A 16557-nucleotide genomic window follows, 5' to 3' on the forward strand; every position below is an offset into this window, starting at 1 on the left:
GGCCCCGCAGCTGATGGGGGGCCGGAGCGCTGACGGCGGCCCCGGAAGCTAGGGAAACGCGCAGCGGTCCACGCCTAACTTGGAGCGCGGCTGCAGTCGTGACGGCGCGAGTGCTTCGGCCCGGCGGCCGGGTGCTCGCGCCGGTGCGGCCTCGACGCAGGTGGGGAGCGACGCGTGACTCAACCCGACAAGGCGACCGGTGCGGACGGGCCTATCGCGATCGTGGGGATGTCCTGCCGGTTGCCCGGTGCCGCCGATCCCGACCGGTTCTGGGCGCTGCTGGACGCGGGTGACTCCGCGGTGTCCCGGGTGCCGGTGGAGCGGTGGCGGGCCGACGACACTCCGGAACCGGCCCGCTGGGGCGCGTTCCTCGACGACGTCGACCGGTTCGATCCGGCGTTCTTCGGTTTTTCCCCGCGTGAGGCCAGGGCGACCGATCCTCAGCAGCGCCTGCTTCTGGAGCTGGCGTGGGAGAGCCTGGAGAACGCCCGGATCGCCCCGGACGCGGTCCGGGGCGAAGAGGTCGGGGTCTTCGTCGGTGCGATGGCCGACGACTACGCCGCGCTCACCCGTCAGGCCGGCGACGAGGCGATCGGGCACCACGCGCTGACCGGCACCACCCGGAGCATCCTCGCCAACCGGGTTTCGCACGTTCTCGGCTGCACCGGGCCCAGCCTCTCGGTCGACACCGGCCAGTCGTCGTCGCTGGTAGCGGTGCACCTGGCGGTGCAGAGCCTGCGCCGGGGTGAGTCCCGGCTGGCGCTCGCCGGCGGCGTCCAGCTCAACCTCGTCCCGCAGAGCGCCCTGGCCGCGGCCAGGCTCGGCGCGCTCTCCCCGGACGGCCGGTGCTTCACGTTCGACGCGCGGGCCAACGGCTACGTGCGTGGTGAGGGCGGCGGTCTGGTCGTGCTGAAGCCGCTCGCGGACGCGGTGGCCGACGGTGACCACGTCTACTGCGTCCTCCGGGGCAGCGCGGTCAACAACGACGGCCCGGCACCGGACTTCACCGCGCCCAGCCCGCACGCCCAGGAGCAGGTGCTGCGGCGGGCGCTGCGGCACGCCGGCGTCGAACCGGCCGACGTCCAGTACGTCGAGCTGCACGGCACCGGGACCCGCGTCGGCGACCCGGTCGAGGCCGCGGCGCTCGGCGCCGTCTACGGACGGGACCGGACCGGCGCTCCGCTGCTGGTCGGATCCGCGAAGACCAACGTCGGGCACCTGGAGGGCGCGGCCGGCATCGTCGGTCTGCTGAAGACCGCGCTCGCGATCGAGCACGGCCGGGTGCCGGCCAGCCTCAACTTCCGCGAGCCGAACCCCGACATCCGGTTCGACGAGTGGCGGTTGCGGCCGGCGGCCGAGCCGACCGACTGGCCGGGCGCCGCCGACGCCCGGCTCGCGGGCGTCTCGTCGTTCGGGATCGGCGGTACCAACTGCCACGTCGTCCTCGCCGCGCCGCCGAGCGAATCGGCGGTGCCGACTGTGCCGACTGTGCCGGTCGTGCCGGCGGGGCCGGCGGCGGCCTCGTCGCTGACGGAGGGGGCACCGGTCGCCGTAGGGGGCCGGCCCGGTGCACCGCTCGTGCTCAGTGGCGCGGACGAGGCGGCTCTGCGGGCGCAGGCCGAACGCCTCGCGGCGCACCTCGAGACCCATGCGGACGAGTCGCTCGACGACATCGGGTACTCGTTGTGGAAGACCCGCAAGCAACACGCCGAGCGGGCGGTGGTGACCGGCCGGAACCGCAGCGACCTGCTCGACGGCCTCCGTGCGCTCGCCCGCGGCGACGCCCGGCGCGACATCGTCCGTGGCACCGCGGTGCCGCGCTCGGGGCCGGTGTTCGTGTTCCCCGGGCAGGGATCGCAGTGGCTCGGCATGGCCGCCGAGCTGCTCACCGAAGCGCCGGTGTTCGCCGACGCGATGGCCCGCTGCGAGGCCGCGCTCTCGCCGTACGTCGACTGGTCCGTGAACGAGGTGATCCGGGGCCGGTCGGCCACCCGGTCGGCGGATCGGACGGACGTCCTGCAGCCGGTGCTGTGGGCGGTCATGGTGTCGTTGGCCGCGCAGTGGGAGGCGTTCGGGGTGCGGCCGGCGGCGGTGATCGGCCACTCCCAGGGCGAGCTGGCCGCGGCTTGCGCCGCCGGGGCACTGTCGCTCGAGGACGGCGCCCGGGTGGTCGCGCTGCGCGGACGGCTCATCGCCGCCCGGCTCGACGGCAACGGTGGCATGATCTCGGTCGCCTGGCCGCTCGAGCAGGTCCGGCAGCGGATGGAGCCCTGGGCGGGACGGCTCACGATCGCCGCGGTGAACGGGCCGTCGTCCACGGTGGTCGCCGGTCCGCACGACGTGCTGGACGAGGTGTGGGCGGCCTGGTCCGGGCAGGTGCAGCTGGGCCGGGTGGGCATCGACTACGCGTCGCACACCGCGATCGCCGAGGCGATCGAGGACGACCTCCGGGCCGCGGTGGCCCCGATCCGGCCGCGTGCCGGCGCCGTCGCGTTCTACTCCACCGTCACCGGCGGCCTGCTCGATCCGGCCGGACTGGGCGGGGACTACTGGTACGCGAACCTGCGTCAGCCGGTGGAGTTCCGGGCCGCGATCGAGGCCGCCGCCGCCGACGGGCACGACGCCTTCGTCGAGATCAGCCCCCACCCGGTGCTGGTCGGCAGCATCCGGGACACGCTCCGGGCCGCCGACCGCGACGGGATCGCGCTGGGCACGCTGCGCCGCGGCGACGCCGGCGGCACGCGGATGCTGGCCGCGGTGGCGGAGGCACACGTCCGCGGCCTGGCCGTGGACTGGTCGCCCCAGTTCCCGGGGGCGCGACGGCTCGCGTTGCCGACCTACGCCTTCCAGCGCGAGCGCTTCTGGCTGACCGACCAGCCGACCGTGCCGGCATCCCCGGGGTCTCCGGCCGCGCCGGCATCCCCGGGGTCTCCGGCCGCGCCGGCATCCCCGGGGTCTCCGGCAGCGCCGGCATCCCCGGGGTCTCCGGCCGCGCCGGCATCCCCGGGGTCTCCGGCCGCGCCGGCATCCCCGGGGTCTCCGGCCGCGCCGGGGTCCCCGGTCACGGACCGGAGCGGCCTGTTGGGGCTGGTGCGGCAGGAGTGCGCCGTCGTACTCGGTGACGCCCCCGGCCGCGTCGACGTCACCTCGTCGTTCAAAGACCTGGGCTTCGACTCGGCCATGCTGGTCGAACTGGTCGAGCGGCTCAACACCGGTGGAGGGCTGCGGCTCGGCAGCAGCGTCCTGTTCGATCACCCCACCCCCGCCCGGCTCGCCGCCCACCTGAGCGAGCCGGCGGCACCCGGCACGCCGAACACGGCCCCCGCCACCGGCAGCGACCCGCGGGACGCCGACGACCCGATCGTCATCACCGGGATGAGCTGCCGGTACCCGGGCGGGGCCGACACCCCCGAGAAGCTCTGGCAGCTGGTCGCCTCCGGAACCGACGCGATGGGTCCCATGCCCGCCGACCGCGGCTGGCCCGCGGACGTCCTGGCCACCGGCCGGCTCGGCGGTTTCCTCTACGACGCGGCCGATTTCGACGCGGGGCTGTTCGGGATCTCGCCGCGGGAGGCCGCCGCGATGGACCCGCAGCAGCGGCTCCTCCTGGAGACGGTGTGGGAGGCGCTGGAGCGCTCGGGCGTTCCGCCGCTGTCCCTGCACGGCACCGGGACCGGCGTCTTCATCGGCGCCATGGCCCAGGACTACGGCCCCCGCCTGCACGAGACCGCGGGCGACGCCCAGGGCTACGGTCTGACCGGCACCTCGCCGAGCGTGCTGTCGGGCCGGGTCGCGTACAGCCTCGGTCTGCGCGGTCCGGCGCTCACGGTCGACACCGCGTGCTCGTCGTCGCTGGTCGCTCTGCACATGGCCGCCCGGTCGCTCCGTTCGGGCGAGTGCGGCCTGGCGGTGGTCGGCGGCGTGACCGTGATGGCCAGGCCCGGCATCTTCGTGGAGTTCGCCCGCCAGGGCGGTCTCTCGCCGGACGGGCGGTGCAAGCCGTTCGCCGAGGCGGCGGACGGCACGGGCTGGTCCGAGGGCGTCGGCGTGCTGGTGCTGGAGCGGCTCTCCGACGCACGGCGCAACGGCCACCGGGTACTGGCGTCCCTGCGGGGGAGCGCGGTCAACTCCGACGGCGCCAGCAACGGGCTGACCGCGCCGAGCGGCGTGTCCCAGCAGCAGGTGATCCGGCAGGCGCTGTCGGTGGCCGGTCTCCGCGCGGCGGACGTGGACGTCGTCGAGGCGCACGGCACCGGAACCAGGCTGGGCGACCCGATCGAGGCCCAGGCGCTGCTCGCGACGTACGGCCGGGACCGGGAGACGCCGCTGCTGCTGGGCAGCGTCAAGTCCAACATCGGGCACACCCAGGCCGCGGCCGGCCTGGCCGGAGTGATCAAGATGGTGCTCGCGATGCGGCACGGCACGGTGCCGAAGAGCTTGCACGTCGATGCTCCGTCGCCGCACGTGGACTGGTCCGCCGGTGCCGTCGAGCTGGTCACCGAGGCCCGCGCCTGGCCGGTCGCCGGCCGTCCCCGGCGCGCGGCCGTCTCCTCGTTCGGGATCAGCGGAACCAACGCCCACGTCATCCTCGAAGCCCCGCCACAGACTGCGTCGCCGGACTCCGTGCCGCCGGTCGCCGTGTCGCCGGTCGCCGTGTCGCCGGTCGCCGGGGGCGTGGTTTCCGCGTGGCCGCTCTCCGGGCGCGACCAACGCGCGCTGCAGGCCCAAGCGGCCCGGATCGCCGACGCCGTCGACGCCCTCGGCGGCGGGGCCGCGGCCCCGCACGGCGTCGCCGCGACGCTCGCGGGAGCCCGGTCACCGCTCGACCGGCGGGCCGTCGCCGTCGGGACCGAGCGGTCCGCGCTCACCACCGCCCTGCACGCGCTGGCGACCGGCGGGCCGTCCGACGCCCTGGTCACCGGCGTCCCCGCCGACGGCGCGGTGACCTTCGTCTTTCCCGGTCAGGGCGCGCAGTGGGCCGGGATGGGGCGCGAACTGCTCGCCACGTCGACGTGGTTCCGCGACTCGATGCTCGAGTGCCGCAGCGCGCTCGCGCCGCACGTGGACTGGGACCTGCTCGACGTACTCGACGACGCCGAGGCGCTCACCCGGGTCGACGTGGTGCAGCCGGTGCTCTGGGCGACGATGGTCTCGCTGGCCGCCGTCTGGCGTGCGGCCGGCGTCCGCCCGGACGCGGTCGTCGGACACTCCCAGGGTGAGATCGCGGCCGCGGTCGTCGCCGGCGCGCTGAGCCTGGCGGACGGCGCCGCCGTGGTCGCGCGGCGCAGCGCGGTCATCGCCGAGTTGCTCGCCGGGCACGGTGGCCTGCTCTCGGTCGCGCTGTCGGACGCCGACGTCGAGCCGTGGCTGCGGGACGGGATCACGATAGCGGCGGTGAACGGGCCGGCCGCCGTCGTGCTCGCCGGTCCGCCCGCCGAGCTCGCCGCCCTGCACGCCACGCTGACCGCCCACGACGTCCGGGCGCGCCTCGTCGACGTGGACTACGCCTCGCACTCACCCGCGGTGGCCCCGGCCGAGCAGCCGCTGCTCGCGGAGCTGGCCACGCTCACGCCGCAGCGGGCCGCGATCCCGTTCCTGTCGACGGTCACCGGCGAGTGGCTCGACGGCCCCGAGCTGGACGCCGGCTACTGGTACCGCAATCTGCGGAGCCAGGTGCGGTTCGGGCCCGCCGTGCACGCACTGGTGGACGCGGGGCACCGGATCTTCATCGAGGTCAGCCCGCATCCGGTGCTCACCGTCGGGATCGAGGAGGTCCGGACGCCCGACGGCAGCCCGCTGGTCGTCCTGGGCACGCTCCGCCGGGACGACGGCGGCGCGGACCGGATGGTGCGCGCGCTCGCGGGCGCACACGTCGCGGGCGTCGACGTGGAGTGGCAGCGGGTGCTCCCGGCCGCGGAGCCGGTGCCGCTGCCGACGTATCCGTTCCAGCGGACGCGGTACTGGATCAACGGCCCGGCGGCGGGCGCCGGTACCGGTACGCACCCGTTGCTGGGCCGGGTCGTCGAGCTGCCGGGCACGGACGGCTACCTGTTCAGCGGCGAGCTGTCGGTGGCCGAGCACCCGTGGCTGGCCGGCCACGAGATCCTCGGCCGGACGCTGCTGCCCGGCGCCGCCCTGCTCGACCTGGCCGTCCACGCCGGTGACCGGGCCGGCTACCGGCAGGTCAGCGAGCTGACGTTGCAGGCGCCGCTCGTGCTCCCGGCTACCGGCGCCGTCGAGATCCAGGTCGCGGTCGGCGGCGCCGAGGACGCCGGACGGCGGCCGGTGAGCATCCATGCCCGGCCCGCCGGTGGCACCGAGGGCTGGACCTGTCACGCCCGCGGCCTGCTGGCCGAGGCACCGGCAACCGGTCCGGCAACCGATCCCGGAGCGTGGCCACCCGCCGGGCGTCCGGTCGATCTGAGTTCCCTCTACGACGATCTCGCGGCTACCGGCTTCGTCTACGGCCCGGCGTTCCGGGGTCTGGAACGCGCCTGGCGCACCGGCGACGACGTGCACGCCGAGATCGTGCTGCCCGACGACGTCCGGGCCGACGCGGACCGCTACGGCCTGCACCCCGCCCTGCTCGACGCCGCCCTGCACACGATCAATCTCACCGGTCTCGGCGGTGAGCGACTCCCGTTCGACTGGTCCGACGTCACGCTGCACGCCCACGGGGCGGCGGCGGCCCGGGTGGTCACGACCCCGACCGGTCCGGACAGCGTCCGCCTGCTGATCACCGACGCCACCGGCGCGCCGATCCTCACGGTGGGTGCGCTGACCCTCCGGCCGGTCACCGCCGATCAGCTCGCGGACGGTCCGGGCGACGCGCTGTTCGAGCTGGTGCCGATGCGGTTGGGTCCGGTGCGGACGGACGCGGTCGGTGGGGCCGGAGTGCTGGTACACACGGTCGTACCGACCGGCGACGACACCCCCGCGGCCGCGCGGGCCGCCGCGGCCGAGGCGCTGACCGCGGTCCAGCGCTTCCTCGCCGACGACGAGCCGCGTGCCGGGGTCCCGGCTCGCGGGCCCGGCGCTCCGGACGAGCGTCTGGTCGTCGCCACCCGGCGTGCGGTCGCGACCGGTGTCGGTGACGCCGTCGACGTGGCGGCCGCCACCGTGTGGGGCCTGGTCCGCTCCGCCCAGACCGAGCGCCCCGGCCGGTTCGTCCTCGTCGACACCGACGACACGCTGCCGATCAGCGCCGCGCTGGCCACCGGCGAGCCGCAGGTCTTCATCCGCCGGGGTGAGCTGCTGGCACCCCGGCTCGTCCGCGGCCCGGCCGGCGACCACCTCCGGCCGCCCGCCGACGACCCGGCCTGGCGCGTGGAACTGACCGGCCAGGGCACCCTCACCGGCCCGGAGACCGGCACCGGCCCGGAGACCGGCACCGGCCCGGAGACCGGCACCGGCCCGGAGACCGGCACCGGCCCGGACGCCCGCATCGGCCCGGACACCGGCACTGGTCAGGCCAGCCCGGCCGGGCTGGCCGTCGTTGCCTCCGCCGATGCGACCCGGCCGCTCGGCCCTCGTGAAGTGCGCCTCGGCGTCCGCGCTGCCGGGGTGAACTTCCGGGACGTGCTGCTGACCCTCGGGGTCCTCACCGACCAGCGTGTTCCGGGCTTCGAGGGTGCTGGCGTCGTGCACGACGTCGGGCCGGAGGTCACCACGGTCGTGCCCGGCGACCGGGTGTTCGGCCTGTTCCCCGGCGCTTTCGCACCACTGGCCGTCGCCGACGAGCGGTGCCTGGCGTCGATCCCCGGCGGCTGGTCGTTCGCCGAGGCGGCCGCGGTGCCGATCGTCTTCCTCACCGCCTGGTACGGCCTGGCCGATCTGGCGAGCGTGCGACCCGGCGAGAAGGTGCTGATCCACGCCGGGACCGGCGGCGTCGGCCTGGCCGCGATCGGCATCGCCCGCCACCTCGGCGCGGAGGTGTTCGCGACCGCGAGCGAGTCCAAGTGGCCGACGCTGCGCGCGCTCGGCCTGCCCGCCGACCACGTCGCCTCCTCCCGGAACCTGGACTTCGCCGACCGGTTCCCCACCGTGGACGTCGTCCTCAACAGCCTGTCCGGGGAGTACGTCGACGCGTCGCTGGGGTTGCTGACGCCCGGCGGCCGGTTCGTCGAGCTGGGCAAGACCGACGTGCGCGCGGCCGGGCCCGTGGCGGCCGACCACCCGGGCGTCGACTACCACGTCGTCGACCTGCTGCAGACCGCGCCGAACCGCATCGCGGCCATGCTCGGCGAGCTGCTGACCCGCTTCCGCCTCGGTGCCCTCGAACTGCCACCGATCACCGCCTGGGACGTCCGGCACGCCGCGGAGGCGCTCCGGTTCGTCAGCCGGGCGAAGCACGTCGGCAAAGTCGTCCTCACGCTGCCCGCGCCGCCCGACCCGAACGGCACCGTGCTGCTGACCGGCGGCACCGGTGGGCTCGGCGCGCTGCTGGCCCGGGAGCTGGTGACCGGTCACGGCGTCCGGCGCCTGCTGCTGGTCAGCCGGCGCGGTCCGGACGCCCCCGGCGCCGCCGAACTGCAGGCCGAGCTGACCGGGCTGGGCGCGCACGTCACGATCGAGGCGGCCGACGTCGCCGATCGGGACGCGCTGGCCGCCGTACTCACCGGCATCCCGGCGGACCACCCGCTCACGGCGGTCGTGCACACCGCCGGAGTCCTCGACGACGGCTCGATCGACGCACTCACGCCACAGCGGCTGTACGCCGTGCTGCGTCCCAAAGTGGACGCCGCCTGGCACCTGCACGAGCTCACCCGGCACGCCGACCTCTCCGCCTTCGTGCTGTTCTCCTCGGTCTCCGGCCTCGTCGGCAACGCCGGCCAGGCCAACTACGCGGCGGCGAACACGTTCCTCGACGGGCTGGCCCAGCACCGCCGCGCGCTCGGGTTACCCGCCACCTCGCTGGCGTGGGGCCTCTGGGAGCAGGCGACCGGGCTGACCGACGGCATGAACGCCGCGGACGTGCGGCGGCTGGGCGTCCTGCCCCTCCCGGCCGAGCAGGGACTCGCGTTGTACACGCACGCCACCCGGCTCGGCAGCGCGGTCGTCGCCCCGGTCCGGCTCGACCTGGCGGGACTGCGGGCCCGTACCGAGGTGCCGGCCGTTCTGCGCGCGCTGGTCCGCGGTGTGACCCGGCGCGGCGCCGCGTCGCCCGGCCCGGGCGCCCGCGCCGACCGGTACGCGGGGCAAGCCGCGGCGGAGCTGCGGCCCCGGCTGCTGGAACTGATCCGGACCGAGGCCGCGCGGGTGCTGGGTGTCGACCGGCCGGGCGGCCTGGACGAGACGCAGAGCTTCAAACACTCCGGCTTCGACTCGCTCACCGCCGTCGAGCTGCGCAACCGCCTCAACCAGGCGACCGGCGTCCGCCTTCCCACGACCGCGGTCTTCCACTACCCGACGCCGGCGGCGCTGGCGGAAGCACTGCTCGTCCGGCTCGGCACGGTCGGCGCGACGACGACCGCAGAACCCCCCGCGGCCGCGCCGGAGTCCGGCGACCCGATCGTCCTCACCGGCCTGGCCTGTCGTTATCCGGGCGGGGCCAACTCGCCCGAGCAGCTGTGGGACCTCACCCGCGACGGACGGGACGCGATCGGTCCGTTCCCGGCCGACCGGGGGTGGTCACTGCCGGACCTGGTCAACCCGCGCGGGGGTTTCGTGGACGCCGCGACCGGCTTCGACGCGGACTTCTTCGGCATCTCGCCGCGCGAGGCCCTGGCCATGGACCCGCAGCAGCGACACCTGCTGGAGACGTCGTGGGAAGCCTGGGAGCGGGCCGGTATCGACCCGGCGACGCTCCGCGGCCGTCGCGGCGGTGTGTTCATCGGCGCGGTGGCGCAGGACTACGGCGGCCTCCTGCGCGAGGCCGCCGACCAGCTCGACGGGCTGGTGCTCACCGGCACGACGCCGAGCGTCCTCTCGGGACGGCTGGCCTACGTCTACGGGCTGGAAGGCCCGGCCGTGACCGTCGACACCGCGTGCTCGTCGTCGCTGGTCGCCCTCGACCTGGCCGCCCGCTCGCTGCGCGCGGGGGAGTGCGACATCGCGCTCGCCGGCGGCGTGACCGTGCTCTCCACCCCCGACATCTTCGGTGAGTTCGCGGCCCAGCGCGGGCTGGCCGCCGACGGCCGCTGCAAGGCCTTCTCCGACGACGCCGACGGCACCGGCCTGGCGGAGGGCGTCGGCCTGGTGGTTCTGGAAAGGCTCTCCGACGCCCGGCGCAACGGCCACGAAGTGCTCGCGGTCCTGCGCGGGTCGGCGGTGAACCAGGACGGCGCGTCGAACGGTCTGACCGCGCCGAGCGGCCCGTCCCAGGAGCGGGTGATCCGGCAGGCGCTGGCCGCGGCCGGACTGGCCGCCGCGGACGTCGACGTGGTCGAGGCGCACGGCACCGGCACCCGGCTCGGCGACCCGATCGAGGCCGACGCGCTGCTCGCCACGTACGGGCGGGACCGTGACCGGCCGGTGCTCCTGGGCAGCATCAAGTCGAACATCGGGCACACCCAGGCCGCGGCCGGTGTGGCCGGGGTGATCCGGATGGTGCTCGCGATGCGTCACGGGCTGGTTCCGCCGACGCTGCACGCCGACACCCGCTCGACCCGCGTCGACTGGTCGGCCGGCGCGGTCGAGCTGGTCACCGAGACGGTCGGCTGGCCGGACACCGGCCGGCCCCGGCGCGCCGCCGTCTCGTCGTTCGGGATCAGCGGCACCAACGCGCACGTGATCCTGGAAGGTGTTCCGGTCGCCCGGCCCGTCGAGGAGGCCGGGACCACCGGGGACACGGGGCCGGTGCCGCTCCTGCTCGCCGCCCGGTCGGCGTCGGCGCTCGACGCCCAGATCGCCGGCCTGCCCGCCTACCTGCACCAGGACCCGGTCGACGTGGCGTCCGCGTTGCTCACCCGGCGGGCCGCCCTGCCGCACCGCGCCGTCCTGCTGTCGAGCGGCGGCACGCTGGCCCGCGGAGTCGCCGGACGGTCGCCGTCGATCGCCGCGGTGTTCGCCGGGCAGGGCGCCCAGCGGCTGGGGATGGGCCGCGAACTGGCGGCCCGCCACGACGTGTTCCGCGCCGCTCTGGACGAGACGTTCGCCGAACTCGGCGGCGCGCTGGCCGACGTCGTCTTCGGTGCCGACCCCGGCCTGCTGCACCGCACCGGCAACGCCCAGCCGGCCCTGTTCGCGTTCGAGGTGGCGCTCTACCGCCTGTTCGAGTCCTGGGGTGTGACCCCCGACGTCCTGATCGGCCACTCCGTCGGCGAGATCGCCGCCGCGCACGTCGCCGGTGTGTTCACGCTGGCCGACGCCTGCGCGCTGGTGTCGGCGCGGGGGCGTCTCATGCAGGCGCTGCCGGACGGCGGTGCGATGGTGTCGGTGCGCGCCGCCGCCGCCGACGTCACCACGCTGTTGCGCGACGGCGTCGTGATCGCCGCCGTCAACGGACCGGAATCCACAGTGGTCGCCGGCCCCGGACCGGCCGTCGCCGCGCTCGCCGAGCGGCTCGGACCCGCTACCCGGCTGCGCGTCTCGCACGCGTTCCACTCCCCGCTGATGGAGCCGATGCTGGCCGACTTCCGGGCCGTGGTCGAGACGCTGACGCTGCACCGCCCGACCAAGCGGATCGCGTCGACCGTGACCGGTGGCCTGGCCGGCCCCGAGCGACTGTGCACCGTGGAGCACTGGGTCGGCCAGGTGGTCCGGCCGGTGCTCTTCGCCGACGCGGTGACCGCCTCGGGGGCCGGGCTGTTCCTGGAGATCGGGCCGCGTGCCTCGCTCGCCGGCCCACTGCGTGACCTGGTCGGCGACGTGCCGGTCGTGCCGGCACCGCGCACGGGCGAGGACGAACGGACGGCCGTGCTCCGCGCCGCGGCCGAACTGCACGTGCACGGCGTCGAGGTGGGCTGGCCGGCGCTGCTCGGCCCGCCCACTGGCCGTCGGGTCGAGCTGCCCACCTACCCTTTCCAGCACCGGCGGTTCTGGCCCTCGCGGGCCGGCCATCCGTTGCTGCCCACCGTCACCACGCTTCCCGACACCGGTGGCACGCTGCTCAGCGGTGTGCTCTCCCCGGCTGCCCATCCGTGGCTCGCCGACCACGTCGTCGGCGGCCACCGGCTGCTCTCCGGTACCGCGTTCGTCGAACTGGCGCTGCGGGCCGCGGCCGAGGTCGGTGCCGGCCAGGTCGACGAGCTCACGCTGACCGCGCCGCTGCCCGTGGCGGTGGACGTCCCGGTGCAGGTCGCGGTCGGTGCCCGCGACGCGTCCGGCCGGCGGTCCCTGCGGGTCCACGCTTTTGTTGAGGACGTTTGGCAAGCCCACGCCGTCGGCGCCCTCGTCGACGCCCCGCCGCCGACCGGGGTGGCCGGAGCCGTCGGGGTGGTTGGGGCCGTCGGGGTGGGCGGGGCCGTCGGGGTGGCTGGAGCCATCGGGGTGGCCGGGGCCGGTGAGGCTGCCGGGGATGGGGTGGCCGGCAGTGCGGCTTCGGACGCGGAGGAGTGGCCGGGCCGCGCGGCCGAGCCGATCGACCTGACCCACTGGTACGCCGACCGCGCGTCGGCCGGGTACGACTACGGCCCCGCGTACCGCGGCCTGCGCGCTGCCTGGCGGCTGGGCGACGACGTGCTGGCCGAAGCCACCCTGCCGTCGGAGGCCGCCGCCTCCGACGGCAGCGGGTACGGGCTCCACCCGGCGCTGCTCGACGCGGCGTTGCAGGCCGTCCAACTCCTCGGCCCGGGCGTCCCGGGCTCCGGAGTGGCGGGCTCGGGCGTGGCGGGCTCGGGCGTGGCGGGCTCGGGCGTGGCGGGCTCGGGCGTGGCGGGCTCGGGCGTGGCGGGCTCGGGCGTGGCGGGCTCCGGCGTGCCGGGCCCTGGCGTTCCGGGCGGGGTTCCGGGCACCGAGGCTCCGGCGGCGGGGCGGTTGATGCCTTTCACCTGGTCCGGCATCTCGCTCTCCGGTAGCGCCGGTCGGTCCGTGCGGGCCCGGTTGCGCCGGATCGGACCGGACTCGGTGTCGGTAACCGTCACCGACCCGAGCGGCGTGCCGATCGCCGCCGTCCGCGAAGTGGTTCTCCGTCCCCAGGCCACCGCGACGGCCACCGAACCCAGCCTCTACCGAGTCGCCTGGACGCCGACCCCGACCCCGACCCCGACGGCCCCGGCCGCGAACCAGGAGGCCCCGGCAGCCCTGGCCCCGACCCAACCCCAGGCCCCGACCCAAGCCCCGGCCCCGACCGCGACCCAGGCCCCGACCGCGACCGCGACCCAGGCCCCGACCCCGACCGCGACCCAGGCCCCGACCGCGACCGCGACCCAGGCCCCGACCCCGACCGCGACCGCGACCGCGACCCAAGCGACGGCCCCGGCCGCGTCCCGAGCCCCGGCCGTGGTGACCGGGCCGCCGGTCCTTGTTTCGGCGGGACCCGACCCGGCCGGCCTGCTCACCGGCCGCTTCGAGGAGGATGCTGCCCGCCCCGGCCTGCCCGCCGACCCCGGCCTGCCCGCCGACCCCGGCCTGCCCGTCGGCCTCGGCCGGCCCGTCCAGCTGGTCCGCCTGATCGCGATCGCCCCGCCCGGCGACGGCAGCGCCCCCGACGCCGGCGAAAGCGGCGGCCCCGGCGGCCCCGGCGGCCCCGGCGGCCCCGACGGCCCCGACGGCCCCGACGGCCCCGACGGCTCCGACGGCTCCGACGGACGAGACGGGCGCGACGGTGGTATCGCGGCCGCGGTGCGGGCGGCAACTACCGCCGCGCTTGCGGCGACCCGCGCCGAGGAGAGCGCGACTGACAGCCACACGGTGTTCGTGACGCGAGGCGCGGTTGCCGCCGCCCCGGGCGAGACGCCCGATCCGGCCGGCGCCGCAGTGTGGGGGTTCGTCCGCACGGCCCAGGTCGAGCGGCCCGGCCACTTCGTCCTGCTCGACCTGGGCCCCGCAGACGGTCCGCTCGACCCGGTCGCCGCGCGGGCGGCGCTCGCCACCGGCGAAGCGCAGCTCGCGCTGCGCGGCGGTTCCCTGCTCGTCCCGCGACTGGTCCCGGCGACGGACCCCACCGCGGAGCCCGCCGGAGGCGCTGCCCACGCCCCCGCCGGAGGCGCTGCCCACGCCCCCGCCGGAGGCGCTGCCCACGCCCCCGCCGGAGGCGCTGCCCACGCCCCCGCCGGAGGCGCTGCCCACGATCGCGCCGGAGGCGCTGCCCACGATCGCGCCGGAGGCGCTGTCGACGACCCCGCCGGAGAGGCCGGTGCCGGGTGGGACCCGGACGGCACGGTGCTGATCACCGGCGGTCTCGGTGGACTCGGTGCGGTGGTGGCCGAACACCTGGTCCGGAACCGGGGCGTGCAGCACCTGCTGCTGCTCGGCCGCCGGGGCACCGAGACACCCGGCGCCACCGACCTGACCGGCCGGCTACAGGCACTGGGCGCCACCGTCACGGTGGCCGGCTGCGACGTGTCCGACCGGGACGCCCTCGCCGACGTGCTCGGCCGCATCGACGCCGATCACCCGTTGCGAGGGGTCGTGCACGCCGCCGGTGCCCTCGCCGACGCACCACTGGAGGCACTGACCGGCGACCACCTCGACACCGCGCTGCGCGGGAAGGCCGACGGCGCCTGGCACCTGCACGAGCTCACCAGGAACCTCCCGCTGCGGGCGTTCGTACTGTTCTCCTCGGTCACCGCGACGCTCGGCAACGGCGGCCAGTCCGGTTACGGCGCGGCCAACGCCGTCCTCGACGCGCTGGCCGCCCACCGGCAGGCCATCGGTCTGCCCGCGGTGGCGATCGGCTGGGGACCGTGGGAACCGACGACCGGCATGACCGCTGCCCTGAGCCCCGCGGGCCTCGACCGGCTCACCCGGGCCGGTCTCGGGGTGCTGACGACCCTCGACGGGCTCGCCCGGTTCGACGCCGCGCTCGAGGCCGCGCGGGGCGGCGAACCGGTGCTCGTGGCCGCCGCGTTCGACCGCACCGCGATCCGCGCCACCGGCCGCGTCCCAGCCCTGCTCCGGACGCTGGTCCCGCCGCCCCCTGCCGCCCGCCTGGCGTCGGCCGCCCGCTTGGCGTCCTCCACCCTCGCTGCTCCGGCGGCGGGCGCACCGGCCGGCGTTCCCTCCGCGGAGGCGATCCGCCGGACCGTGCGCGCGCAGGTGGCGATCGTCCTGCGCCGGGAGTCCGGCGAGGCCGTCGATCCGCAAGCGACGTTCACCGAGCTCGGTCTGGACTCGCTCGGTGCGGTCGAGCTGCGTAATGCCCTGTCCGAGGTGGTCGGGCTGCGGTTGCCGGCGACGTTGGTGTTCGATTTTCCGACGCCGGCGGCGGTGGCCGGTTTGCTGGTGGAGAAGTTGCACGGGGTGGTTTCGCCGCCGGCCGTCGCGTCGCCGGTGGCCGTGGCAGTGGCGGGTGATCCGGTGGCGATCGTGGGGATGGCGTGCCGGTATCCGGGTGGGATCTCGTCCCCGGAGGATCTGTGGGAGTTCGTCTCCACCGGGAACGACGCGATCTCCGGCTTCCCGGCCGGGCGCGGCTGGCGCGTCGACGACGGCGGGTTCACTCGGCGTGGCGGCTTCCTGCACGACGCGGACGCGTTCGACGCGGACTTCTTCGGGATCTCGCCGCGGGAGGCTCTGGCGATGGATCCGCAGCAACGGCTGTTGCTGGAGACCTCGTGGGAGGCGCTGGAGGCGTCCCGGATCGACCCAGGTGTGCTGCGGGGGAGCCGGACCGGCGTGTTCGCCGGCCAGATGTACCACGACTACCCGTCCGGCGACGACGTACCCGAGGAGTTGCGCGGCGTCGCGGTCGGCGGCTCGTCCGGGAGCGTGACGTCGGGCCGGGTGTCGTATTTGCTCGGTCTGGAGGGGCCGGCGGTGACGGTGGACACGGCGTGTTCGTCGTCGTTGGTGGCGTTGCATCTGGCGGCGCAGGCCCTGCGCACGGGCGAGTGCGATCTGGCGCTGGCCGGTGGTGTGACGGTGATGGCGACGCCGAATACGTTCATCGGTTTTGCCCGTCAGGGTGGTTTGTCGGCCGATGGGCGTTGTAAGTCGTTTGCTGATGCCGCGGATGGTGTCGGGTGGGGTGAGGGTGTCGGCGTGCTGGTGGTGGAGCGGCTGTCGGACGCGGAGCGGAACGGTCATCGGGTGTTGGCGGTGGTGCGTGGTTCGGCGGTGAATCAGGATGGTGCGTCGAACGGTCTGACGGCGCCCAATGGCCCGTCGCAGCAGCGGGTGATCCGGCAGGCGCTGGCCTCGGCCGGTCTGGAGCCGGACGACGTCGACGCGGTCGAGGGCCACGGCACCGGGACCAGGCTGGGTGACCCGATCGAGGCGCAGGCGTTGCTGGCGACCTACGGTGCGGAGCGGGATCGGCCGTTGTGGCTGGGCTCGATCAAGTCGAACATCGGGCACACCCAGGCGGCGGCGGGGGTGGCCGGCGTCATCAAGATGATTCAGGCGATGCGCCACGGCACGTTGCCGCGGACGTTGCACGTGGACGCACCGTCGTCGCACGTGGATTGGGACGCCGGTGCGGTGGAGCTGCTGACGTCGCCGCAGCGGTGGGAGCCG

General features: G+C 75.8%; 1 protein-coding gene. It reads left to right on the forward strand.

Features of this window, described 5'->3' with window-relative positions; translation table 11 throughout:
* Positions 1–228 precede the first annotated feature (228 nt).
* On the forward strand, positions 229–16557 hold a 16329-nt coding region (locus tag ACIBZJ_RS41885), incomplete at its 3' end, for an SDR family NAD(P)-dependent oxidoreductase (RefSeq protein WP_395939185.1).

Source organism: Cryptosporangium sp. NPDC051539 (assembly GCF_044454545.1).
GTDB lineage: Bacteria > Actinomycetota > Actinomycetes > Mycobacteriales > Cryptosporangiaceae > Cryptosporangium.